The organism is Rahnella sp. JUb53 (genome assembly GCF_004346065.1).
Taxonomy (GTDB): domain Bacteria; phylum Pseudomonadota; class Gammaproteobacteria; order Enterobacterales; family Enterobacteriaceae; genus Rahnella; species Rahnella variigena.
Genome location: NZ_SLYT01000002.1, coordinates 520,598 through 543,484, shown reverse-complemented (window position 1 = coordinate 543,484; position 22,887 = coordinate 520,598). Strand labels below are relative to the sequence as shown.

26 protein-coding genes are annotated in these 22,887 nt (G+C 52.0%); 22 read left to right on the top strand and 4 right to left on the bottom strand.

Translation table 11 applies throughout. The annotated features are described in order from the left end of the window. The first annotated feature begins 102 nt into the window (after positions 1–102). Together EC840_RS07055 and EC840_RS07050 are read left to right on the top strand one after the other, a co-directional pair. Positions 103–366: a type II toxin-antitoxin system ParD family antitoxin gene (locus EC840_RS07055; RefSeq protein ID WP_113876536.1), complete on the top strand. Its 264-nt coding sequence runs from the start codon at positions 103–105 to the stop codon at positions 364–366. After that, positions 344–649 carry a type II toxin-antitoxin system RelE/ParE family toxin gene (locus EC840_RS07050; protein WP_132964640.1) on the top strand — a complete coding sequence of 102 codons (306 nt, stop codon included), beginning with the start codon at positions 344–346 and terminating at the stop codon, positions 647–649. Before EC840_RS07055 ends, EC840_RS07050 begins: the two co-directional genes overlap by 23 nt. 93 nt (positions 650–742) lie before the next feature. On the opposite strand, the gene EC840_RS07045 is transcribed toward EC840_RS07050, so the two are convergent. Continuing rightward, positions 743–1,174, bottom strand: a complete 432-nt coding sequence (locus tag EC840_RS07045) for an OsmC family protein (protein WP_112289575.1) — start codon at positions 1,172–1,174, stop codon at positions 743–745. Between the two features lie 133 nt (positions 1,175–1,307). Between EC840_RS07045 and EC840_RS07040 the strand changes: the two genes are divergently transcribed. After that, positions 1,308–1,487: a DUF2158 domain-containing protein gene (locus EC840_RS07040; RefSeq protein WP_132964638.1), complete on the top strand. Its 180-nt coding sequence runs from the start codon at positions 1,308–1,310 to the stop codon at positions 1,485–1,487. 215 nt (positions 1,488–1,702) lie between these two features. After that, complete coding sequence (locus tag EC840_RS07035; RefSeq protein ID WP_112289572.1) at positions 1,703–2,065, top strand: hypothetical protein; 363 nt, start codon at positions 1,703–1,705, stop codon at positions 2,063–2,065. 71 nt (positions 2,066–2,136) lie between these two features. Here EC840_RS07035 and metQ read toward each other — a convergent pair whose 3' ends face one another. The 3 genes from metQ to EC840_RS25265 all read right to left on the bottom strand — a co-directional run bounded on the left by metQ (position 2,137) and on the right by EC840_RS25265 (position 4,879). Beyond that, on the bottom strand, positions 2,137–2,949 hold the full coding sequence (gene metQ / locus EC840_RS07030; RefSeq protein WP_132964636.1) for a methionine ABC transporter substrate-binding lipoprotein MetQ: 813 nt from the start codon (positions 2,947–2,949) through the stop codon (positions 2,137–2,139). A 201-nt stretch (positions 2,950–3,150) separates the two neighbouring features. Next, entirely contained in the window at positions 3,151–4,362 is a 1,212-nt protein-coding gene (locus tag EC840_RS07025) for an MFS transporter (protein ID WP_132964634.1), read from the bottom strand. 352 nt (positions 4,363–4,714) lie between these two features. Then, complete coding sequence (locus EC840_RS25265; RefSeq protein ID WP_165353183.1) at positions 4,715–4,879, bottom strand: hypothetical protein; 165 nt, start codon at positions 4,877–4,879, stop codon at positions 4,715–4,717. A gap of 340 nt (positions 4,880–5,219) precedes the next feature. On the opposite strand from EC840_RS25265, the gene EC840_RS07020 reads away from it, so the two are divergent. From EC840_RS07020 to EC840_RS06935, 18 genes are all read left to right on the top strand, one after another. Further along, positions 5,220–5,522 carry a hypothetical protein gene (locus tag EC840_RS07020; protein ID WP_129639566.1) on the top strand — a complete coding sequence of 101 codons (303 nt, stop codon included), beginning with the start codon at positions 5,220–5,222 and terminating at the stop codon, positions 5,520–5,522. Next, positions 5,503–6,810 (top strand): type III PLP-dependent enzyme, encoded by a 1,308-nt coding sequence (locus EC840_RS07015; RefSeq protein WP_129639567.1) that lies wholly within the window; start codon positions 5,503–5,505, stop codon positions 6,808–6,810. The genes EC840_RS07020 and EC840_RS07015 overlap by 20 nt, the downstream gene beginning before the upstream one ends. Positions 6,811–6,819: 9 nt before the next feature. Continuing rightward, entirely contained in the window at positions 6,820–7,731 is a 912-nt protein-coding gene (locus EC840_RS07010; protein ID WP_132964632.1) for a hypothetical protein, read from the top strand. Between the two features lie 2 nt (positions 7,732–7,733). Continuing rightward, entirely contained in the window at positions 7,734–8,741 is a 1,008-nt protein-coding gene (locus EC840_RS07005) for a 3-oxoacyl-ACP synthase (protein WP_132964630.1), read from the top strand. Continuing rightward, complete coding sequence (locus tag EC840_RS07000; protein ID WP_129639570.1) at positions 8,738–10,318, top strand: class I adenylate-forming enzyme family protein; 1,581 nt, start codon at positions 8,738–8,740, stop codon at positions 10,316–10,318. The genes EC840_RS07005 and EC840_RS07000 overlap by 4 nt, the downstream gene beginning before the upstream one ends. 10 nt (positions 10,319–10,328) lie before the next feature. Beyond that, complete coding sequence (locus tag EC840_RS06995; protein ID WP_129639571.1) at positions 10,329–10,583, top strand: phosphopantetheine-binding protein; 255 nt, start codon at positions 10,329–10,331, stop codon at positions 10,581–10,583. Continuing rightward, positions 10,584–12,137, top strand: a complete 1,554-nt coding sequence (locus EC840_RS06990) for an AMP-binding protein (protein ID WP_129639572.1) — start codon at positions 10,584–10,586, stop codon at positions 12,135–12,137. Then, positions 12,106–13,620, top strand: coding sequence for an AMP-binding protein (locus EC840_RS06985; RefSeq protein WP_129639573.1), 1,515 nt, complete (start codon positions 12,106–12,108; stop codon positions 13,618–13,620). The genes EC840_RS06990 and EC840_RS06985 overlap by 32 nt, the downstream gene beginning before the upstream one ends. 119 nt (positions 13,621–13,739) lie before the next feature. After that, positions 13,740–14,144, top strand: coding sequence for a VOC family protein (locus tag EC840_RS06980; RefSeq protein ID WP_129639574.1), 405 nt, complete (start codon positions 13,740–13,742; stop codon positions 14,142–14,144). Continuing rightward, entirely contained in the window at positions 14,141–15,289 is a 1,149-nt protein-coding gene (locus EC840_RS06975) for an acyl-CoA dehydrogenase (RefSeq protein WP_132964628.1), read from the top strand. Before EC840_RS06980 ends, EC840_RS06975 begins: the two co-directional genes overlap by 4 nt. Further along, positions 15,280–15,786, top strand: a complete 507-nt coding sequence (locus tag EC840_RS06970; protein ID WP_129639576.1) for a hypothetical protein — start codon at positions 15,280–15,282, stop codon at positions 15,784–15,786. The genes EC840_RS06975 and EC840_RS06970 overlap by 10 nt, the downstream gene beginning before the upstream one ends. After that, the gene (locus tag EC840_RS06965) at positions 15,786–16,604 is read left to right on the top strand and encodes an alpha/beta fold hydrolase (protein ID WP_129639577.1); all 819 of its coding nucleotides are present in this window, start codon (positions 15,786–15,788) and stop codon (positions 16,602–16,604) included. Before EC840_RS06970 ends, EC840_RS06965 begins: the two co-directional genes overlap by 1 nt. Further along, positions 16,588–17,574, top strand: a complete 987-nt coding sequence (locus EC840_RS06960; protein WP_129639578.1) for a 3-oxoacyl-[acyl-carrier-protein] synthase III C-terminal domain-containing protein — start codon at positions 16,588–16,590, stop codon at positions 17,572–17,574. The genes EC840_RS06965 and EC840_RS06960 overlap by 17 nt, the downstream gene beginning before the upstream one ends. Positions 17,575–17,615: 41 nt before the next feature. Continuing rightward, positions 17,616–18,746 (top strand): acyl-CoA dehydrogenase family protein, encoded by a 1,131-nt coding sequence (locus EC840_RS06955; protein ID WP_132964626.1) that lies wholly within the window; start codon positions 17,616–17,618, stop codon positions 18,744–18,746. Further along, positions 18,733–19,584 (top strand): hypothetical protein, encoded by an 852-nt coding sequence (locus EC840_RS06950; RefSeq protein WP_132964624.1) that lies wholly within the window; start codon positions 18,733–18,735, stop codon positions 19,582–19,584. Before EC840_RS06955 ends, EC840_RS06950 begins: the two co-directional genes overlap by 14 nt. Continuing rightward, on the top strand, positions 19,581–20,528 hold the full coding sequence (locus EC840_RS06945; RefSeq protein WP_129639581.1) for a 3-oxoacyl-ACP synthase: 948 nt from the start codon (positions 19,581–19,583) through the stop codon (positions 20,526–20,528). The genes EC840_RS06950 and EC840_RS06945 overlap by 4 nt, the downstream gene beginning before the upstream one ends. Then, the gene (locus EC840_RS06940; protein WP_129639582.1) at positions 20,518–21,834 is read left to right on the top strand and encodes a cytochrome P450; all 1,317 of its coding nucleotides are present in this window, start codon (positions 20,518–20,520) and stop codon (positions 21,832–21,834) included. Before EC840_RS06945 ends, EC840_RS06940 begins: the two co-directional genes overlap by 11 nt. Further along, on the top strand, positions 21,818–22,873 hold the full coding sequence (locus EC840_RS06935) for a MupA/Atu3671 family FMN-dependent luciferase-like monooxygenase (RefSeq protein ID WP_132964622.1): 1,056 nt from the start codon (positions 21,818–21,820) through the stop codon (positions 22,871–22,873). The genes EC840_RS06940 and EC840_RS06935 overlap by 17 nt, the downstream gene beginning before the upstream one ends. The last annotated feature ends 14 nt before the right edge of the window (positions 22,874–22,887 follow it).

Here is a 22,887-nt window from a genome sequence, read left to right as displayed (position 1 = left end):
ACACTATATTGTGAAGCCAGCGCAGAAACTGAAAATATCCGCTGGTAAGCAATAATGGATAAACTATACTCGTTGTAAGATTAAATCTTACATGAGGTGATAATGGCCAGAACAATGACGGTTGATTTGGGTGATGAACTGCGCGAGTTCATTGATTCTCTTGTGCAATCTGGAGATTACAGAACTCAAAGTGAAGTACTGCGCGACGCATTGCGACTTCTGCGTGAAAAGCAGGCCGAATCTCACTTGCACACGCTACGTGCCCTGCTGGCTGAAGGTATCAATAGCGGAACGCCACAAGGATGGGATAAGGATTCGTTTCTGCAACGAGTGAAAGGAAAAAATGATCAAACGGAAAGAGATTAATTTAACGCCCAGAGCGACTGAGGATCTGGAAAACCTCTGGTTCTATAGCCAGGAACAGTTTGGCCTTCTTAAGGCCGACGAATATATCGGACGAATTTCTGATATTTTTGAGTTAATTGCCACACATGAAGTAGGAATCAAAAGGCCGGAGTTAGGAGACTCTCTATATTCACTTCCCGTTGAAAAGCACGTAGTTTTCTTTCTCGTGTCAGAGCTGGTGATTATAGTTATGCGTATCCTCAATCAGTCCCAGGATGTGCCCCGGCATCTGCTCTGGCACTAATTTCATCCCGTCATATGATTCCTGAGTGTTACCATAAGCAAAAAAACCACGCAAACTTCGCGTGGCTTTCAGATTCAAAACGTCAGTCTTTCATCAATTTTCAAGCTGATACGTCAGCGTGATTTCCGCGTTCAGTACTTTAGAAACCGGGCAACCGGCTTTGGCTTTTTTGATGATTTCGTCGAATTTGTCTTTATCGATACCCGGCAATTTCACTTTGCTGTCGAGCGCGATTTTGGTAATCGCAAAGCCGCCATCCACTTTATCCAGTGAAACATCTGCGACAGTATCAATGCTTTCTGGCGTGTGCCCTGCTTCGCCGAGCATGAGCGAAAGTGCCATTGAGAAGCAGGCAGAATGCGCTGCTGCTATTAATTCTTCCGGGTTGGTGCCGGGTTTTCCTTCAAAACGGGTGTTGAAACCATAAGGCTGGTCCTTCAGCGCGCCGCTCTCAGAAGAGATGTGACCTTTACCGTGTTTAATGTCACCTTCCCAATGCGCTTGCCCTTTCTTATGAATGGTCATGTTTTCCTCCTGTTTGTATTACATTCACTTTAAGTATAGCTTCAGATCCGTGTTTCGCGAGGATGGCGCGGCTATGCGGCCTGCGGGCACGTTTTTCCATCATTACAACGTCATTGAAAACAGAGGAAAAAATATGTTTGAACCCCAAGATATCGTTCAGTCTAAAACCGGCGGCCCGAGACTGGTCGTACAGCGTGTTGAAGGTGACACCCTGTGGTGTACGCGTCAGGACGACTTCGGCGCAACGGAAATTGAAGTGAAAGCGGATACCGTGAGCCTGTATCACGAAGAAGGCGATTTCGGCGTTTGCTGATCCCGTTTTGCTTCCTGCCTTTGGCTGCCACTGCCGGCCTTTTTGACTGCCTGTGAATGGCTGAAACTCAGGCTGGAATAGTCCTTCTTCGGGGATGGCCGGAATCATGCGTATGAATGTATTGATTAGCCATAATCATAATTTCCAATTATGTAAGATTCTGAATATAGTAGTCGGAAATTACTGAGAATTATCGGATGAAGGAACCGGCCATAATGAATAAGCATTTTGCGTGGATGTCTGTCGTTGTCGCTGCCGCATTTTTAAGCGGATGTGCGCAACAACAAACAGTTAAAAACGCCGAGCAGGATCAGTCTGCACTTAACTCCCGTTGCTACACTGAGTTCAAAGCACTTCAGACGCTGGATAAAAATGCTTTCAATGTCTACAAGCAGCAATTTAATCAGCTCAATGAGGCGTATGCCGTTTATAAAACTAATGCTTCGCTGATCAACAAAGACTCTAAAGAAATGTTTGCTCTCGAATTAAAAGACAAGCAAACCCTTATCTGTGCCCGTGTTAAAAGCGCCGTGTTCAATAACATGAATCAGCGTTCTCAGATGCTCAACGATATCTAAAAGATTCCAACATTGAATCCTGAGATTCCACAATCTCAGGATTCAATGATTCCCGCCTTACCAGATAGCCATTACCAGCCTTTCACCGCATCGCCGTGATAAATAGCATCTGCCGCTTTGACAGTGGCGTCAGTCTGATAGGCTTCCACCAGTTCTTTCACCGCCTGACTGTCTTTGTTATCTTCACGCGCCACAATGATATTCACGTAAGGTGAATCTTTATCTTCCACAAAGAGCCCGTTTTTACCCGGCGTAAGTCCGACCTGGCCTGAATAGGTGGTATTGATGATCGCCAGCTCGATTTTGTCATCGTCAATAGCGCGGGTCAGCTGAGGCGCTTCGATCTCAACAATCTTCAGATGTTTTGGATTCTCGATAATATCCAGCGACGTCGGCAGTAAACCTGTGCCCTCTTTCAGTTTGATCAACCCGACTTTTTGCAGCAGTAACAATGAGCGGCCAAGGTTCGTCGGATCGTTAGGTACAGCCACCTGTGCGTTATCACTCAACTGGTCGATGGATTTAATTTTGCGCGAGTAACCGGCAATCGGATAAACGAACGTTTTACCCACTTCCACCAGCTTATAGCCACGCTCTTTGATTTGTTTATCCAGATAAGGGCGATGCTGGAAGGAGTTAACGTCGATATCGCCGCTGCTTAGCGCGGAATTAGGCAATACGAAATCGGTGAATGTCACCACTTCGACATCCAGATTGTATTTGTCTTTGGCCGTTTTTTTGATGGTTTCCCACATCTGCTGATCGATACCGGCACTGATCCCGACCTTGATGTGATTCTCAGTAGATTTTTGATCACAGGCAGTCAGCGCCAGAACGCCCGCCAGAGATAAAGCCAGAACAGATAATTTTAATATTGTGCGCATAAGGTTTACTCTTTCCGTGAATAAATTTTCAAGTTGAAACAGACTGTTAAGCCGACAGTGTTTCAAATCGCTTCCCGCGCGGCAAATACGAAAAAGAAATAACCTAATGCAAACCCGCCAGAAATAAACAAAGCCCGCAATATACGGGCTTTGAAAGGGCAGAAATTTCAAATGTGGAAAGATTTCCTGATCGTTATCCGATCATTCTGAAGCACCGTGCAACGTCACAGGCTGCGGACGGGAGAGGAAGATCGTGATTCCCGCCAGCAATGTCAGCACACCGCCAAGCAGGAAGGCGCTGCTCACGCCCGAATTGTCTGCGAGGATCCCGCCAAACAACGCGCCAAGCGCCAGCGAGGTCTGGAAGACACATACCAGCAGCGCCGAACCGGTTTCGAAAAGCGCAGGCGACGCCTGATACGTCCAGATATTCAGGCACACCGGCAGCGCGCCAAACGCTAATCCCCACAAGATGACCAGCGCACAGGCCAGCGCTAACGGCACCTGGAACAGCGACAACACCAGCACAGAAACACTCAGCAGCAGCATATTGAGCATAAACGCTCTCTTTACACCGAACTCGCGAACACTGATTTCAGTCGTCAGCGTACCCACCAGCCCGGCAACACCGTAGCCCATCAGCAACAACGAGATATCACTGGCGGAAAGATGCAGATTGAACCGCAGCCAGGGTTCGAGGTAGGTATAGGCCGCAAAATGACCGCCCGCCATGAAAATACCGATGATAAGCGCGTAACGGATCCCCGCGACTTTAGTGACGCCCAGCATCGCGCGCAGGCTGATAGATTGCTGCGCGGGCAACGACGGCAGCGCCAGCCATTGCAGTACGAAGAAGACCAGCGCCAGCACGGCATTGAGAGTAAATGCCATGCGCCAGCCAAACAGATCGCCTATAAACGCGCCCGCCGGAACGCCCGCAACCGTGCCGACTGCCACGCCTGCGGTGATCAGCGAAATAGCGCGTGCGCCCTGCTCTTCGGACACCAGCCGCCGCCCGGAGGGAATAGCAAACGACCAGAAGCCCCCCACGCCGACGCCCAGAATAATGCGTCCGATCAGCAAAATGTTGAATGAGTCCGCCATCACGGCAATACCGTTAGCCACAATGACCGTCGCGGAAAGCAGCAACAGCAAGTTGCGACGGTCCATTTTGCGGGCAAACAGCATGATCAGCGGCGCAGAAATTGCCGCCACTAAACCGGGCAGCATCACCGCCAGCCCGGCATGACCTTCAGTGACACCCAGAGATTGCGCGATCGGCGAAAGTAATCCGATCGGCAGAAATTCGGTATTAACCAGCGCGAATGTGCCGCAGGCCAGTGAGAATACCGCCAGCCAGCGGCGGAAAGCAGAGGTTTCTGGCCGGGTGTCCAGCGATGAGCACTCAGTCATTTATTATCCTTATCCCCTTCATTCTTCAGATTACAGATGCGTTGGCTGCACTTGCTCACCCGAATCACTTACTTTAGTAAGCTCATCGGGATTCACTCGCTTGCCGCCTTCCTGCAATTCGAATTATTTCGGGTATGTTGTTTTGTTATTAGAACGTAATAAACGTGATCACTATCACAGGGTCAAGGCATTTTCATAATGACTGTTAGGGTATTTCTTATCCGCCATGCAGATAAGCCAGTCCCCGCCTACGATGCGGGCTGCAGAGGCGTGCGGAGTCTCAAACGAAAAAGGCACATACAGATAACGCCGATCAGAAAATTCCTCCACATATAAGCATGTTGTAACTAAATTACTGTGCAGCGATGAAACCGGCCTTCAGGACAGCGGCTATCATTTTGCGGGGAGTAAAATCAGGAAATGTTAATGCGTTACCAATTTGGAACAAAGCTGAATACCCCACGACAACAATAATGCCCGGATCAGGCGGGTAAATCCGTGGGAGGCTTTTCATCATCGTGGTCGCCAGTGTTTCGGCGCAGAGAGAAACGGTAAGGATGAGATATATTTTGAAATAAGATCTTCTCAATATGAGATTTAAAAATAAAGCTTTACACCGCAGAGTCTTACATTAAACAGTCCTGAGGGCAATCATGGCTGCTATTACTGTCTCCATAAAATAACCGCCCACGAATTCATCGAATCACCAAACATTATTATGTCAATGAACCGTCCCTACGCAGGTTAACTTATCCCGTCCCTTAATTTCTTCTTTTATTATGGACGCAATTTCAAGCAAATCTTTCTGAGTACGTTGGATAAGATGTCAGCACGAAGTTTTTAAAGTGGCGAAACTAATGACTATTTCATCGACGACGAAAGATTTTATACTCTCATCATTAGAGAAAGTGGGTGTTGACAATAGGAAGTTGGCGGCTATTGCAGAAGGAGCGGAAATCTACGGGCCTGAAGGGCTGCTGGACTCGATCCATCTGGTGGGTTTTATCGCAGAGATGGGCGAATGGCTTGAGGCAAGAAGCGATGCTTCTGAGAGTTTTTTCGATATCCTTGATGGCGATCTTTTCGAAAACTTCAGGAATATTCATCAGATTGAATCACTGTTATCCCGGAGGTTTAGCGATGTCAGCTTTTCCTCCTGATAGCCAGTTTATTAGCGCAGAAAAAATCGACGATATTCCATATCAGCGTCTGGCTGACAAGGTTCCGACACCGTTTTATGCCTACAGTGCCTCGCAAATAAAGGCAGATTTTGCAGCGTTAAAAAAATCACTTCCTGATGAGATTCATTATTTTTATTCGCTCAAAGCCAATCCCAATAAAACAGTTGTTCAGTTGTTAAACCGGGAAGGAACGGGTTGTGAAGTGTGTTCTCTCGCGGAACTGGAAACAGTAATACGTCAGGGGGTGCCCCCTGAAGATATTATTTTCGTTGGTCCCGGTAAACATATTGCTGAATTAACCCAATGCTGTCGCATCGGTATTAAAGCTGTCGTCATTGAATCCATTGAAGAAATAAAAATTCTTAATGATATCGCTGCCAGCATGGGCGTTATACAAACCATCGCCTTGCGCATCAATCCTGACTTTACTGGCGAAAAAGCCAAACTGGTGATGAGCGGCAAACCGCGGCAATTTGGTATAGATGAACAACTTTTACCGCAGGCATTTGCCTGCGTCGGGCAGCAGAGCAATGTACGACTGGCAGGGATCCACATTTATCTCGGTACACGGATCCTCGACTGGCAGGCGCTGGCCAAAAATACGCTGAATATTCTGTCACTGGCTGAGACTTTGCAGGACATCTACAAGATCGATTTTGATTTTGTCGATGTCGGCGGTGGTTTCGGCGTCAGATATTTTGACAAAGAAAAGCCGCTGGATATTGTTGCGCTGGGTGAGGCACTGGCCCCGGTTATCCGCAATTATCATGACAAATTTCCGCACTGTAAGATCATCGTCGAACTGGGCAGATATCTGATTGCCCGTGCAGGCATTTTTGTTACCCGCGTTAATTATCTCAAACCCTCACGTGATGAATGGTTCGCGGTATGTGATGGCGGAGCCAACTGTCACGGCAGTGCAGCAGGCATCAACTCGCTGATCCGGCGTAATTTCCCGATGGCCCGTCTGGGTGAAGCTCGTGCCGGGACACAACATCGGTATCAGGTGACCGGCCCGCTGTGTACGCCTACCGATTTATTAGGTGAAAACATAATGCTGGCTGAGCTGCATCCGGGCGACCTGATTGGCATCGGACATTCAGGCGCATACGGAGCCAGTGCCTCACCGGTCAACTTCTTAAGTTTTGGTCATCCCGCCGAAATTCTGGTGGAAAAAGGTCAGGCTTTCCTTATCCGAACCGCAGATAACATTGAAACATTGTTGGCGCCTCAGATTTGTCAGCCTTTATCTGTCGAAAATGCCTAAGGAATCTCTATGTCTCTGGAGTTTTCAGCATCCAATATTCTTTGGCATGAGTTTGAAAAAAATAACAATCCTGCTGTTGCGGCGGAAAACGCGCAACTGGATAAAGTTAAAAGTTTTGTTAACGCTTTTTTTCAGTCACATTCCCGCACAAACAAAGCCAGGCTTCAGCCCGTCTCCCGGTGGATTAACGCTCAGAACCTGACATTCACCACGATGCTCAAAAAATTGGTGACGCAGCTGGAAGAGCAGGCGCTGGTCAATGATCTGGATTTAGTGGTGCTCACCCACTGGACGCCCGATGCTGAAATTGGCGCGTCAGTGACCAATGCCATTATTTATGAAACCGGCTCCCATAACGCTTTTGGTATTGCCATCAGTGATCATGGCTTAAGCAGTGGATTTGTCGCGCTGCAAATCATCGAAGATTATCTGGAAGATCTCGGCGGCGACCAGCACCCGCGTAAAGCTCTGCTGATGATGGCCGATCAGGCTACCATCCTGTATGACAGCCCGTACCTCGCCAGTTTCAATCCTTCTTCCAGTTGCTGTTTGCTCCTGCTACAGAGCATCGTGACCACTGAGACCTGTAAGGCCAGGGGCAATATTACCTTTAAAAATTATCAGAAGACCTCACTGCCAGGTTCAGTGGCGGGCATTTATTCCCTGCTTTCCAGGCTGGATATGTTCAGTGCGGCTGAAAAGTCATTGCCGCTGATCATTCTGACCACCAAAGCGTTTTCACAGACACTGCGTGAGGAGGCCCGCTTCTCAAATGTCAGGATAGAAACCTGGAACGATGCCTTATTGTCATCAGCCCCCTGGGTGTTATTAAAAAAACTGGCTCAGGAAAATACGCGGTTTTTATTAATGATGCCGGAAGGGAAGAATGTGGTCTTCGCCAGTTTTGTGATGGAGAACTGAAGGTGTATATCCATTCCATCACCAGCCTGACTGCCCCGGAGCTTACTCCGCTCTCTCTGCTGGAAAAGGAATACCGCTGGGGGGAGCGTAACCATAAAATTTTTAGCCGTTTTCATAAGATGCAGTCGGCCAGTCTGTTTACGCATGAAACTTTGCCGGATCTTGTCTTCGAACTTCTGCAAAAATTACGCGCCGAGTGCGATCCCGGTTTATTTCGCCAAATCCGCTATGTCGCCTGGGCCCATTCTCTGCACGCGGCGAGCCCGTTTGACCGTATGGACAGCCAGTACGGGGCATTTCAGACGTTTTTTGGCGATCAGCAAATCGAATTTTTTTCTGCGACGCAGGCTTCCTGCGCCTCAGGTCTGGTGGGATTACAGTATTTGCAGGCCAAAATGCGCGCCGCGCAGCAGAACAAGTCCTCCGGGAACACTGACTCTCAGAACCAGGCCTCTGTCTGCGGGGTGCTGATCACCGGTGAAAAATGTTTTCACCGCACGGTGCAATATGTTGATCAAAATGGATATTTTGGCGAAGCTTTTTGCGCCACGCTGGTTGGCATGACCCCGTCGCCTCATTCACTGCATCTGCGCGCACTGCATATACAACAACTGGGCGCTTATGGCACGCGGATGCGGGAAACAGATCGTGAAAGCGAAAATGCCTATGACCACGCTTTTTTGCCGGTAATGAGCGAAACCATTCAAAAAGCGCTGGAGTGCGCCGGACGTAGACCGAAAGAACTCGATGCCGTTCTCCCCTACCACATCAGCCCGGTCACCTTTGATCGTCTTGCCGATCGTACCGGATTTAGCAGGGAGATCGTTTTTCGCCATAACCTCTACACATTAGGTCATTGCTTTTGCAGCGATGCGTTTCTCAATATCAAAAGCCTTCTTGCCTGTCGGGATAATTCCGTAAGAGCGCAGTGCATTCTTGCTCTGGCCTCAGGCGTGGCGGGTACGTTTGGCGCAATGGTTCTCGAATCGGACAATAAGGATATTCTATGAGCACAACCCATTTAACGCAGTGGCTGGTCCGTGCTGCACAGACATCTCCGGAGAAAACGGCACTGGTTGCCGGTGATGAGGAGGTGAGCTGGTCGGCGCTGTTCCAGCGGGTCATGAAGACGGCCACCTATTTGCAACAGCATCATATTAAACGGGGCGATCGGGTGGTGGTCTGGCTGCCGAATAGTATCGACTTTGTGGTGTGCTTCTGGGCGGTTCAGTACCTGCAAGCCATTTTTGTCCCTGTTAATCCTGATACCCCCGTCGCGCGCGTGGGCTGGATATTCAGCAATGCAGAGGCCGCTCTGCTGATCGGCAGTGCAGAACAGGCGGGTGCGCTGGTCGCCGCCTCCGGTCAACGCCTCCCTTATCCGGTGCTGTTTGACAAGCCGGGCACCGACAGTCTGATCTGTCCGGTATTACTTTCATTACAGCAGATCGCCGCGCAGGCAGACGTCACTCCGCAGGTGCCGGAAGACACGCCGGATATCGATCTGGCGTGCCTGATTTACACATCTGGTTCTACCGGAGACCCTAAAGGCGTCATGCTGACCCAACGCAATATGTTGAGTGCGGCAACATCTGTCAGCACTTATCTGGATCTGAGGGCAAGCGATCGGATTTTCTGCACAATCCCGATGAGTTTTGATTACGGTCTTTATCAGGCAATCATGGCCACCAGAGTGGGCGCAACGCTGATTATCGAGAAAGATTTCAGCCGTCCGCTGTTTGCACTCAAACAACTGGTGAAACAGCGGGCATCAGTTTTGCCGATTGTCCCTACGATGCTGGCCCTCATCGCCCCTCTGGCAAAACGCTATGATTTCTCATCCGTGCGTAAAATAACCAATACGGCTGCCGCGTTACATCCCAATGATATTGACACGCTGATCGCCCTGTTCCCGCAGGCAGAAATTTTCTCTATGTACGGGCTGACAGAATGCCATCGCTGCACCTGGCTTCCGCCCGCGATGTTGGCAACGCATAAAGAGAGCGTCGGTTACGCCATTCCGAATACCGAACTTTGGGTGGTGGATGAAAACGGTGTCCCGCATCGCAGCAATGCCACGGGTGAGCTGGTCATTCGTGGCGCGACAGTCATGTGCGGTTACTGGCGAAATGAAGAACAGACGCGAAAGAAATTACGCCCCGGCCCGCTGCCCGGTGAATCCGTGCTGTATACCGGCGACATCTGCCGGCTGGATGAACGAGGCCTGCTTTATTTTGTCGCCCGCAAAGATGACATTCTGAAAACCAACGGTGAAAAAGTGGCGCCACGTGAAGTCGAAGGTGTGCTCAAACGCCTGCCCGGCGTCAGGCAGGTGGCGGTGATTGGCATTCCTCATCCGGTTTACGGTGACGAGATCGTTGCCTTTATTGAATGTGTCACCGCGCCCGAGATTGCCCTGCTTAAAGCCTTTTGTCAGATCCATCTCGAAAGCTATAAACGCCCTCACCGCTACTATTTCAGTGAGGCGTTACCCAAAAATAATAACGGAAAAATTGATCGTAACCGGCTGCCCGAACTCCTGTTACAGCGTCCCCGTGATGTTCAACAAGAATCCGTAAATTCATAAGGAATTCATCATGTTTACCTCAACCATTATTGAAGCCATCGGCTTAGTACTTGAAAGCTCTCATCTCTCAGAACTGCATGCAGAAACACATCTGGAACGCGATTTAGGGTTTGAAAGCGGGCTGTATATCGAGCTGATTATGTATCTTGAAGAGAAAATCGACGGGCTGATCCTCGATCCGGCTACGCTGGAATTTGAGCATTTTGAGACGGTGGGCAGTTTATCGAGATTCATTCAATTGCAACTCGCGAACCAGGCTGCCTGAATGGAACAATGGGCAGAGGTTATCTCGGTTTATATGCGTTTCCGCCACCGACCGGAACTTGCCTGGTGCCATGGCACAGACCGTTGCGATTATGCAGCGCTGAGTCAGCGTGCCGCAGATCTCGCCGTGCAGATCCGCCAGCACGAGTCAAACACTGGCGGCCATGTAAAACCGGTGCTGGTTTACGGGCATAAGTCTTTCGATTTTATTGCCGCCTGGTGGGCATGCCTGCTCTGCGGCTGCCCGGTAGTGCCTGTTGAATCGGATAACAGCCCGGAGCGCGTGGAGAAAATTGCACTCACCCTCGGCGCAGATCTGCTGTTGAATACCACGTTGACGCCGGTTCAGATGAATGCGATCAGGGTGATTACCACGGCGGAAATTAACGCGCCTGCCTGTACGGATGCTACGTTGCATGCGCTGCTGACGGAAAGTCGCCAGCGTTTGCAGGATACATCCGGCGAGCCACTGGCTTATATCATGTTCTCTTCCGGGACCACCGGTGAGCCGAAAGGGATCCAAATCACCCTGCACAATATGCTGAATTTCATTCACTGGATCCGCGAAGACTTCCCGCTGAGCGGAGCCATCACCGGTAATGTTCGCTATTGCTTTGATGTGTCCTTATTTGAAATCTGGTTAGCATGGGTTTTCCTGCAACCGCTGTCAGTGCTCGATCACCGCGAACTCATCAGCACCCGCAAAATGATTGCGCAGCATGCCAGAACCGGCGTGGTTTGCTGGGTGTCCACGCCTTCGATTGTCCGCCTTTATCTATTGGATCCTACGTTCAGTGCCGCGCAACTGCCTCTGCTCAGACGGTTTATTTTTTGCGGCGAAACACTGACAAAAGACATCGTCACACGGCTTTGGATACGCTTTCCCGATGCAGAAGTCATAAACACCTATGGCCCGACGGAATGCACGGTGGCGGTGAGCTCAGTGCTTATTACGCAAGAAATGATCAGCGACCTGCTGCCCCTGCCCATTGGCGCAGCCCGGCCTGGCTCGGAACTCAGCCTGCACGGGCAGCAGGATGACACCGGACGGGGCGAGTTGTTAATCAGCGGTGACTGCGTCGGCCCTGGCTATCTCAATGCGCCGGCGAAACAGCAAACGCAGTTTATCCGCCATGCCGGGCAAAACGCCTATCTGACCGGCGATATCGGCCGGGTGAAGGGAAATTATTACTATTTTCTTGGGCGGGAAGATGGCGAAGTCAAAATTCAGGGACACCGCATCGATCTCTATGAAATAGAGCATTTCCTGCGCAGTCAGGATCTCGTTTCAGATGTCGTGGTAATGCCCTTCTTACGTAAAGGCAATGCAGAGGCCCTTCAGGCCTGCGTGATCCTCAATGATTCCTGTGCACTTGCAACGCTGGGACACGCCATGCAGGCGCATTTTCCGCCGTGGTCGATCCCGCGTTACTGGTATGCCATTCCTCATACTATTTTGAATCATAACGGAAAACTTGACCGCAGCGCAGCGCGTGACCTGGCGCTGGATAAAGGGGAGAAATATGTTTTTATCGCTAATCAGACCGCTGTTTGACCGGCTCAGGAACGGCAGTGACGCTATCGCGCTGATTAATCAGCAAGGCACCTACAGTTTTGCGGAACTGGGCGCGCGGACAGCCGCCATCGCCCACTTTTTAACCCCACTGGCAGGCCGCAATGTGCTGATCTACGGCCATAAACAGCTTGATGCCGTCGCCTCTATTCTGGCCTGTATCAGTAAAGGCTGTTGTTTTACCTTTGTGGATCAGGCAAATCCGACGTCGAGAATTGAAAGAATCGCCTGCATGACGCGCACGGAAGTGATCATCACCACCCTGCCGCAATCCCTCGACGGGCTGGAGCAATGGCCGCAGTGCGTCAGCGCGTCACTGGCAGATGTTTCTCCTGCAACGCTGCCGGCTGAACCGTCATTAATCCAACCCCTTTTTTATATCCTTTCCACCTCGGGCAGCACCGGTGAGCCCAAAGGCGTTAAGGTCAGCTATGACAATTTTGCGGCTTTCAGCGAATGGTTCGCGCCGCAAGTCACCGGCGGTACGGACACGGGCTGCCATATTAATCACGCCTGTTTTTCATTTGATATGGCGATACTCGATCTCATTCCGGTTCTCAGCCGCGGGCAGACTGTACTGATGTTGGATCACTGCAATAATGTTTTGCCACGGCAAAACATCAGACTGATGACAAGAGAGCCGGATGTGGCCGTCACCAGTTGGTTCTCTACCCCCAGTTTTGCCGAGCTCATGCTTAAAGACGCGTTATTCAGCCATGTTAAATTCCCCAGTCTGAAACGTTTTTATATCGGCGGTGAACGGGTTGCGCCGGGTTTGATCTCCCGGTTGCAGACGCGCTTTCCGCAGCTTGACGTGATGCATGCTTATGGCCCGACCGAGACAACCTGCGTGACACATACGCATCTTTTATCCAAACCGTTACAACATCAGGCAGGTTTATTGCCGCTGGGCAGGCCGCAGGGGCTGAACCGTATTCGCATCGTCGATGCTGCGGGTCATCCCGTTTCGGTCACTACGGTAGGTGAAGTCAGGCTTTATGGCCCGCAGGTTTCACAGGGCTATTTGCCGGAAAATCACCCGCGCAATCAGGCCTTTGGTGAGGATAAGTATGGCCGCTACTACGCCACCGGCGATCGCGGTTTTGTAGACGAAAACCATTCTCTGTTTATTTGCGGCAGGGATGACGGACAGTTTAAGTTGCATGGCAACCGCATTGAGCTGGCAGAAATAGAATCCGCAGTGTGCAGAAATGCCAATGTGATCCAGTGCTGTCTGGTGCCGGTTGAAGATCAGGGGAAAGTGACCGATCTGCAACTGTTTGTACAACTGCATGATGATAATGCGCTCCGGCGGCAAGCCTTACGCCACTTTTTGTCCGGGCAATTACCAGGGTACATGATCCCCAGACAATGGGTCTTCTGCCAACACTTCCCCATGACCTTACATGGCAAAATAGACCGGCAGGAGCTCGTACGTGAACATCCGGCTTCTGACAGTTTTTAATGCACATCCTGCAATCACATGTAAAAAACCCAGGATAATTGCTGAGAAAATACCCGGCATCTGTTTATCTTCATGATGATGAAGATCATATTATTTTATAAAGGGTTAACGGAGCCATAATGCGTTTCGATCATACCGGTTATGTCGTGTCAGATACCGATGCAACCGTCGCTGCTATTAGACTCTTTTTCCCCGAGATCGTCAGGTATAAAGAACAGATTAATGCTCAGAAAGTATTTATTACCTTGCTGACCACGGCAGACGGAAATAACCAGGTCGAACTTGTTGAGCCATTGCCAGATAATATTCATCTGCAAAGCATGCTGGATAAATCAGGAAAATCATCCCTGCCTTATCATATTTGTTTTGTCGTCGATAATTTTGACCAGCAATATCACACCATGAAATCCGCTGGCTGGATGGTATTAACGCGTCCGTTTCATGCCTTTAATAATCATCACCGCGCCAGTCATCTTTATCATCCTGATGCCGGAATAATCGAAATCATGTCGGGGCCGCTATGAAATCATTTTACGATCATCCTTCAGACCCGGATTTTTTCACGCCGGGCGCAGAGGCGCAGGCGATTGCCGATCAACTTCGCCAGATAGCGTCTCCGGACGAAACGCGGGCGGTTATGGCCCGCTGGTCACAGGCTCCGGCGTTTAATCTCCTCGGCGTGCCTGCTGAGTACCCGTCACATCAACCACACCTTCAGGATTATCAACACATCAGTTTAACTGAGCGCTACCGGCTGTATGAAAAAGTGGCCTTTATCTCCCCGATACTCATGTTTTCGGCTCCCGGCCCCGGCATGGCGGCCTTTGCCGTCGCCGGGCTGGGGACAGAACAACAGCAGGATGCTTTTTTTAACCGCTTTCAGCAGACCTTAAGCTGGTCTTGTTTCGCGATGACTGAACCGGCGCAGGGAAGCGATGCAGGTGCCATGGAAACCACGGCGTCGCCGGTAAGGGGCGGTTATCGGCTCTGCGGGAGAAAAATGTTCATCGGTAACGGTATGATTGCCGATACCGGCGTGATATTTGCCCGCACAGCGCCCGGGCCTCTGGGCATAAATGCTTTTATTTTTAATCCGCAGTCAGCAGAAATTTCCCGTTACGCGCTGGCGTTAAACGGGCTAAAGGGCACCAACCTTGCACACATGCAGTTTGATGATCTGTTCATCCCACACGCAGATATGTTGGGCAGGCATCTGAAACCGACAGAACGGTTTGCAAAGTCCGCCATCGCCACGTTCGATGCCCTGCGCCCTTGCGTCGGCGCGCTTGCACTGGGTGTTGCACGACGAGCAATACACGAATGGCAACGCGACCGGCAACTGACACTTCAGCAGTCTGCCTGGTTGTCACAGATGGAACGGCGCTGGCTGGCGGGATATCACCACGGACTGCAGGTTTGTCAGCAAACCGAAGATAAGCTTGTGCCGGGAAATCATCCCGGCATGGTGAAAACCCATTGTGTCATCCTCGCGGAAGAGCTGATTTGCGGGCTGATTCATCGTACACAGGCCGGAGATATGCCGCTGCCCAACGCATTATGGCAGGCGTTCCGGGATGTGAAAGCCTTTGAATATACCGAAGGTACGCGACAGATCCATCGTCTGAATCAGGGGTATTCACGCCCGCAAGAGGTGAGCTCATGTCTGTAACCGTCAACTTGCTCGGACAGGGCACGATAACGGTTCTCACCCACAGCCTGGCCGTCACGCCGGACAGCCGGCATTTCATTGCGTCAGAATTTCTGCCACCAGAAGGCGCACCGGCGGGCGACTGGTATCATCACTGGCCTGAAGAGGATTGCGGAAACCGTCTGCATGCGAAAGCGCTCATCACGCTTTGCCAGCATCATGTCCTCGCCTCTTCGGAGAGTGTGCTGGTCTACGATTCCCGGTATCCTGCCGCACGCGGTGCGACCCCTTTGCTGCAAAGTTTGCTGTGTCACTGCCCCGGATTTTCCGAAGCCTGGGGGATTTGCAGTGGCCGTTTTGACGCCGATGCAGCATACCGGCTGGCTCAAACCCTCATGCAGGAGGAATGCCGTTTACTTTATCTCTACGACCCGCTGCAGAGACTGAATCAGGACCCCACGCCTCAGGAGTCTGAATTGCACTATCTGATTTTTTCCGCACGGACGTTGAGAAGGTAATGGATAATTTGCTGCTTTCGCTGACAGATAAGCTGTCCATGCCCGCTGTTTTTCCGATGCGTCCCTCAGAGGTACAACAGCTCGTGCTGATGAGAACCCAAACCCTGCATTGCGGGCCCTGGCGCAGCCGGGTATTGATCAGCAAAGGTCCGGCGCAGACGGCAAAAAAAGCGCTTCTGCTGCATGGCTGGGGAGGTCATCCCCTGATGCTGGCGCGGGCTAAAGATATTCTGCTGGCGCAGGGATATGAGGTGTATCTGCCATTTTTACTCGGACATGATCCGCAAACGCCAGCACCCTGTGATTTTCCTGCACAATGCCAGTTACTGCTCACCCTGCAAAAAACCTATGGCGCTTTCGATACTGTGGTTGCCCATTCTGCTGGCGGGCTGATCACCGCGTTGTCTGCGTCTCTCGGCTTTCGCTTCAGCCGGCTGGTGCTGATGTCAGCGCCGGCCTCGTTCACCAGCCTGCTGCAACACTATTTGCGCCAGAATCATCTGCCTGACACGTATCTTACCCCGCTGTGCGCGTGGTATCAGGCCCGCTACCCGGCAATGGAAGTGCCAGCAACGGACTCGCTTTTTGCGCCGTGCGACATTCCTGCACTGATACTGCATGGTCAGCAGGACACTAAAATTACGCCTGCTGATGCGCGGAAAATCCACCGTCAGTTACCCGGAAGCAAGCTGGCGTTGATAGAAAATACCGGCCATCTGGGTGTACTGACACATCAGCGGACACAATACGAATTAAACGCCTTCCTCCGCACTTCAAACGCTGATCCTAAAAGGAGCCACTATGTTGGGTCACATTGAATCCCTGACGGTCTACATTCCTGAAGTGCGGAAATCGCTGGCGGAAGTAGCGCCCGCGCTGCAACTGAGCCCGCTGGATATCAGAATGTTTTCCCGCTTTTACGGGCTGGCAAACTTCCCGCGCCAGCCGGGTTCGCTTGATGACCTGTTACGCCCGTTGTTAACGCTGTTCACCGACAATCACGCTGATTTGCTTCCGCACATCAAACATGTGGTGCATACCCATACGCTGCCGGGCATCAGGCCTTTTGACCGTCCCGGAAAAAACCTTCTCAATGAGGCCGGATTTGCTGACGACACCCATTTCACGTCGCTGACGATGGGGCATTGTGCAACGTCATTGTCAGCTGTGGAGTATGTTTGCAGCCGGATTAAAGCCGGGGAATACGCCTTGCTGTTGGTCGGCGAAAAGGCCTTTCACCCCAAAGTCGAACTGATCGACGATACCACCATTATGGGCGAAGCCGCCTGCGCCGTTCTGCTCAGCCGTAGCGGGGAGCGCTGCAAAGTGACTGCCCGATACAGCATGCAGGCAGGCGAATTCAGTCAGCATCGCGGCAACGAATCAGGTAAAGAATCACGCTTTGCCAGCGTTTATTTTTCATTTATCGCCAGCGCCATGCGTAATGCCCTGGAACATTTCGGACAGACTGTCAGTTCGCTGGCCTGGATTGCGCCGCATAATGTCAATTTATCGTCATGGCAGAAATTAGCGGACGAACTGAATATTCCACGGCAAAAGATATTTCTGGAAAACGTACCGCGCTATGGTCATTGTTTCGGTGCTGACCCCTATCTGAATTTAGCGACGTTAATTCGTCAGAAAAGATTATCGCCCAATAATATTGTGATGCTGGCGAGTGTGGGAATGGGCGCGACCTTCTCTTCATTGTTGCTGGAATTATCCGCCGGTAATGAAATTCCAGTATTTTGCAATTTGAAGCAATTTCCAGATATTAAGCAGGATTAAGTTAACACTCACTTGTTCTTTATGTGATGCGTTACTCCCTCATGGCTGATATTACCCAATACTATCCGCAACTGAATGAACTCCAGGCTCTGCTCTCCGCGGCTGGCGAGATTTCGGAATATAAACCCGATCAGGCGCGGGCTTGTTTTGATCACCCGGAACTGATGAGCATTGCCTGTATCGGCATTCCGTCCCGTTTTAATCCCTGGGAAACCGCGGCCTTCTCCGACGTGGATTATTCACATCATTTACAGATCATCGAGTATTTGAGCCGAGCCGATGCCAGCGCCATGATGATGTTGCCCGGCGCCTCCCTCAGCACCCGCGCGATTCTGACACTCGGCACTGAACAGCAACAGGCGCGTTTTTTCTCCTGCTTTGAACACAGCCCCGCCTGGACATTTTTCGCCGTCACCGAACCGGAGGTCGGCTCTGACGCCACGGCAATTGCCTGCGAACTCACGCAAAACAGTCAGGGATGGTGGCTGAACGGGCAAAAGATGCTGGTCGGCGGCGCAATGCGCGCCAGCGCGGGCCTGGTATTTGCCCGGTATGAACAGACCCACCGGCTGGTGATGGTGTTTCCCGAAGGGGAAACCGGGCGTTTGCAGCGTGAACTGCTCGATACCTTCGGATTAGCGGGCGCGGCACTGACACGTCTGACGATGACCAATCTGCGCGTCAGGGAAGACGATATTTTAGGGCATGAACGCCGGGGGTTGCAGCAGGGGCTGAGTGCGTTGAGCAAGGTCTTTGAGCGCCATCGCCCGATGGTGGCGGCCATGGCGCTGGGCACCACTTACGGTCTGCTGGAAGCGCTGGAAACCCGACCGTTACCGGCGGCCGCGCACCGTTGGGTCGCCTGCCAGTGGCGTAAATATCACGCTCTCTATCAGCAGATGCTCGCGCTGGCGGAAGGCTATCGCGCGTGTCAGCAGCAATATGCCCAAACCAGCCGCCTCAAGTTGAGCGCGACCCGTCTCGCCGAAGAGACGGCAAGCCATCTGCCTCACTGGCTCGCCACAGAAGACTGGCTGGAAGAAACTTTCCTGCGTAAGCGCTACCGCGACAGCTTTGCTTTTGAGTATATGGAAGGCACCAGCAATATCCACTTACTTAACAGCTTCCGCGTACCAGAAATTCAGGGGGGTCAACGTCATGTTGTACCTTGATCCTGCCGATATTGTCAGCCAGTCATTCCATCACACTGAAGTGCCTCAGCCAGAGTGGGAAGCGGATATTCCACACTGGCGTTCATATGTTCAGCATTTTTTCGCCGCCAGCGGTGAGACGCTCAGTGTGGAAGACGAACAGGTTAACACCTGGATCACCAGCAATGAACGGGCGGCCTTCAGCGATATGGTAGCCACGTTACTGCCCCATCTTGCCGGGGTGGTTCAGCCACAGCGGGTGAAAACGGTGCTGATGGCGCACTGGACGCCTGACCTGCACATGGGCAGTTCTGTGGTGAATTTAGCAATACATCAGCTCGGTCTCGCCGACTGTCTGGCGCTGGCAATCAGCGATCGCGGACCGGATGCCGCATTGTTCGCCCTTGATGGCCTCAGCGACTGCCTGCACGGGAAAGCAGAAGACGGATTATTGCTGATCGCAGAGCAAAAAAGCCTGATGTACTTTTCGCCGCTGATGGCGCGCCTGCAACCGGAAAACAATGCCTGTCTCTGTCTGGTTAATACGCAACAGCGCGGATTACGTTATCTGGGGTATCAGCGGCTGAAAACGTCCGCAGATTTTAGCGAGGCAATTTTGCAGTCCGTTGAGCACTTCGGATTGACCCGCGAACGGTTAACGCTGATCGGCCCTCAAAATTGTCTCACCCATTTACCTGAAGGCTTTACGTCTTTTGCGGTCAATCCCCGCTTACTGTGCGCGGCGCCTTTTGTCGCCCTGCGTGAATGCTGGCAGTCCGGACGTGATTACCTGCTGATGAGCGAACACAACGGACAGATAAGCCTGTGTGGTCTGGCGGCAGCAGGGAAACTGACATGAATATTTTTGCACTGAAGTGTTGCATTCCTGCCACACGGATATCACTTGACACGATCCTCGCCCATCGCGGGGCGAATGCCAGCGAAGCCCGGACCTTCCGGCACCTTTTCGGTTTTCAGGAGGCCTCTACGCTGGCGGAAGACGAAAGTGCCTCCGCAACGTTTGAATCGCTGTTAGAGCAAACGGCCGCAGAGTTAATGAAGGCTGAAAAAATCGATGCAATTATTTTGGTACAAGGACTGCCTGCCCGTTCACGACGCCAGCGGGTTGATTTAGCGCTGCTGCGACAGCGTTTTGATTTTATTGCCACTGACGCGCATCTCATCACCCTTAATCAGCAAAATTGTGCCACGTTATTCTGGGGGCTGCTGATGGCCGAACGCATGCTTGAACAGGGAAAATACCAGTGTGTAGCCCTGCTGGCGGGCGACACACTGGCAGATTTCAATCTGGCAGAGCGCTATGTTCCCGGCTGCACTCTGATCGGCGATGCTTTTGTCTGTGCCTTGCTGAGGCCGGGCGGTGGGGAGCGCAGGGTTTCCGGCATTCAGTGTTTTCATCATCCCGAATTCTGGCAGGGTCTCGACGGCAGCCGGGAAGATATTAAGCGTTTTTATCAGTCTCATGACCCTCTGCTCGACATGGCACTGCGTCAGTATCCTGCACAACAGCGTAAAGACGCCTGGTTACTGCCTCACAACATTAACCGCCTCAGTTGGCAAACCTGGCGGCGACATCCCGATCGCGCCCATCAGCGCATTGCCACCGATCTCATCGGGCAATGCGGACATTGTTACACCACCGATCCTCTTTTACTGCTCGATACTCACCTGCCAGCCGAAACCGGCCAGCCAGCCATTTTACTTTCTGTCGGGCTCGGCGGCTGGGTGGGCAGCGCCATGATCACCTCAGATACACCTGCGGAGCCTCAGGATGCCCGATAATGCACAAGCCATTCCCTTTTTCACTCCCCCTTCCGGGCAGTTTGCCCAACTCGGCTTTCTCAAAATCGCTGAAATGGCCTGTCGTCAGCACGGTGATAAGGTCTGGATTGGTGAAAAAAACGATGTGGTGCTGTTGCTTGGCGGTGCCCGCCATGTTCGTTTGATGATTGAGCAGGAAAGTCTGTTCGTGAAGGAGTTTGAGCATCTTTCCTCCGCCTCAACCATCGGACGCATCTTGCTCGGCCAGTCACTGACGACATCCAAAGAAGGCGAGGAGTGGCGTCTGGCGAGGAAACTCACCACACCGCTGGTGAATCCAAAATCCCCGTTGCTAAAACAAAGCACCGACCTGTCCGCCCGCTGGCTGCTGGACATTCTGCAGGATCCGCAGCAGACGTCATTGCGTGAAATCTGCCTGCACTGGGCGCTGATGTGTGTGGCGGAAGGATTTTTTGGTACGGGGATCAGTCTGGCACAACTGAACAGGCTGATTGATCGTTTCCGTGACATTTATCTGCAACTCATTCTGGCTGCACCGACCTCGGACTACGAGGCGCTGTGCCGTCATCCAGCCCTGGTGGCATTCCGGCTGGAAGCTGAGTCTTTGATCGGGCCGTTGCTGGATGCCACCAGCGGCGGCAATGCCACCATGCTGGAACGTCTTTGTCAGGCACTCAGCCCCGGCGCGCATCCCGAAGCGCGTGAGAGAGTGATCAGTCTTCTGCTGGGCAATCTTGCCGCCAGCGTCGATAACACGGGTATTGCCTTGTTATGGACGCTGACGCACCTTTCTCAGCACCTGAATTATCAGCACTGCGTGCGTGAGGAAGCGGCTCACGGTAAACGAAATATGGCCTCGGCCATTGTTCGGGAATCGCTGCGTCTGACGCCCGTGACGGCATTTTTTGAGCGCCGTGTGGCAGAAAATATCGTGGTGGATGACGTTGATATTCCGGCTGGCACGCGGGTTCTATTTTCCCCCTGGCTGGTTCATCGTAATGCCGCCTGCTGGGCAGAACCGCTTTGCTTCAGGCCGGAACGGTTTCTGGGTGAGGCGAAAATTGCGCCGGAGTATTTTCTGCCCTTCAGCGCGGGTAAACGTAACTGCGTGGGCATGACGCTGGCACTTGACCAACTGACCACAGCGGTCACAACGCTGTGCGAACATTTTCAGTTCTCGCTCGCCCCTTCAACATCCCCTGCCGCCCTCACCCCGCTTTTTGCACTTAACGTAATACCGCGCGGTGATGTGTCTTTCATTCTCGAGTCCGCACACAAGGCTGAACAGTATGACAACATCCGGTGAGATCCCGGCACTCAGCCTGTTCTGCTTTGCCGATGTGGCCAGAGACAACTTTGCTGATAAATACGAACAATTGCTGAGTACCGCCCGGCTGGCGGATGCGCTGAATTTTCATGCTATCTGGACGCCAGAGCGGCATTTCCACACCTTTGGCGGCATGTTTGCCAATCCTTCGGTCGTCAGCGCGGCGTTAGCGGCCTGCACGCAACGTATCGGTATCCGGGCAGGCAGCGTGGTGCTGCCATTGCATGATCCCCTGCGGGTTGCCGAGGAGTGGGCCATCGTCGATAACCTGTCTCATGGCCGCGCCGGGGTGGCATTTGCCAGCGGCTGGCAGCGTAATGATTTTGTGCTCCGGGCTGAGAATTACCACCAGAAGCAACAGGTCCTCTTTTCCTCACTGGCGCAGATCCAGGCGCTGTGGCGCGGTGAATCCCTCACGCGCCACGAGCTTTCTCTGCCTGCGCAACCCGAACCGGTCACCGTGCAAACCTGGCCCGCGCCTTTTCAGACAGAGATCCCCATCTGGCTGACCACTGGCAGTAATCAGGATTTATTTACTGAGGCCGGAAAACGCGGGCTGAATGTGCTCACCCATCTGGTTTCACAGACCCGCGAACAACTGGTGGAAAACTGCGCGGTTTATCGCCTCGCGCGCCGTCAGGCGGGTTTTGATCCTGCGCAAGGCACCGTCACCCTGATGTTGCACACCCAGGCCGGAGAAGAAAGAAAGAGACTGCTGCCACGCCTCAGACCGGCACTCACCGGATATCTGCGGGCGTTTATGGCACTTTCCGACAATCTCAGTCAATTACCGGCCGCCGATGCGGAGCAAAATGAGAAGAAGCAAGCCTACACACTGAAATGGGGAGTGGAGAAATATCTCAACCACTGCGGTTTATTTGGTTCGGCACAAGAATGCGCGGATCAGCTTGCCCGGCTCAGGCAGGAAGGTATCGATGAAGTTGCGTGCCTGATGGATTTTGGAATGCCTCAATCAAGTGTAGAAGAAACGCTTCATACACTTGCAACATTATTATGAAATCAAGGAATTAT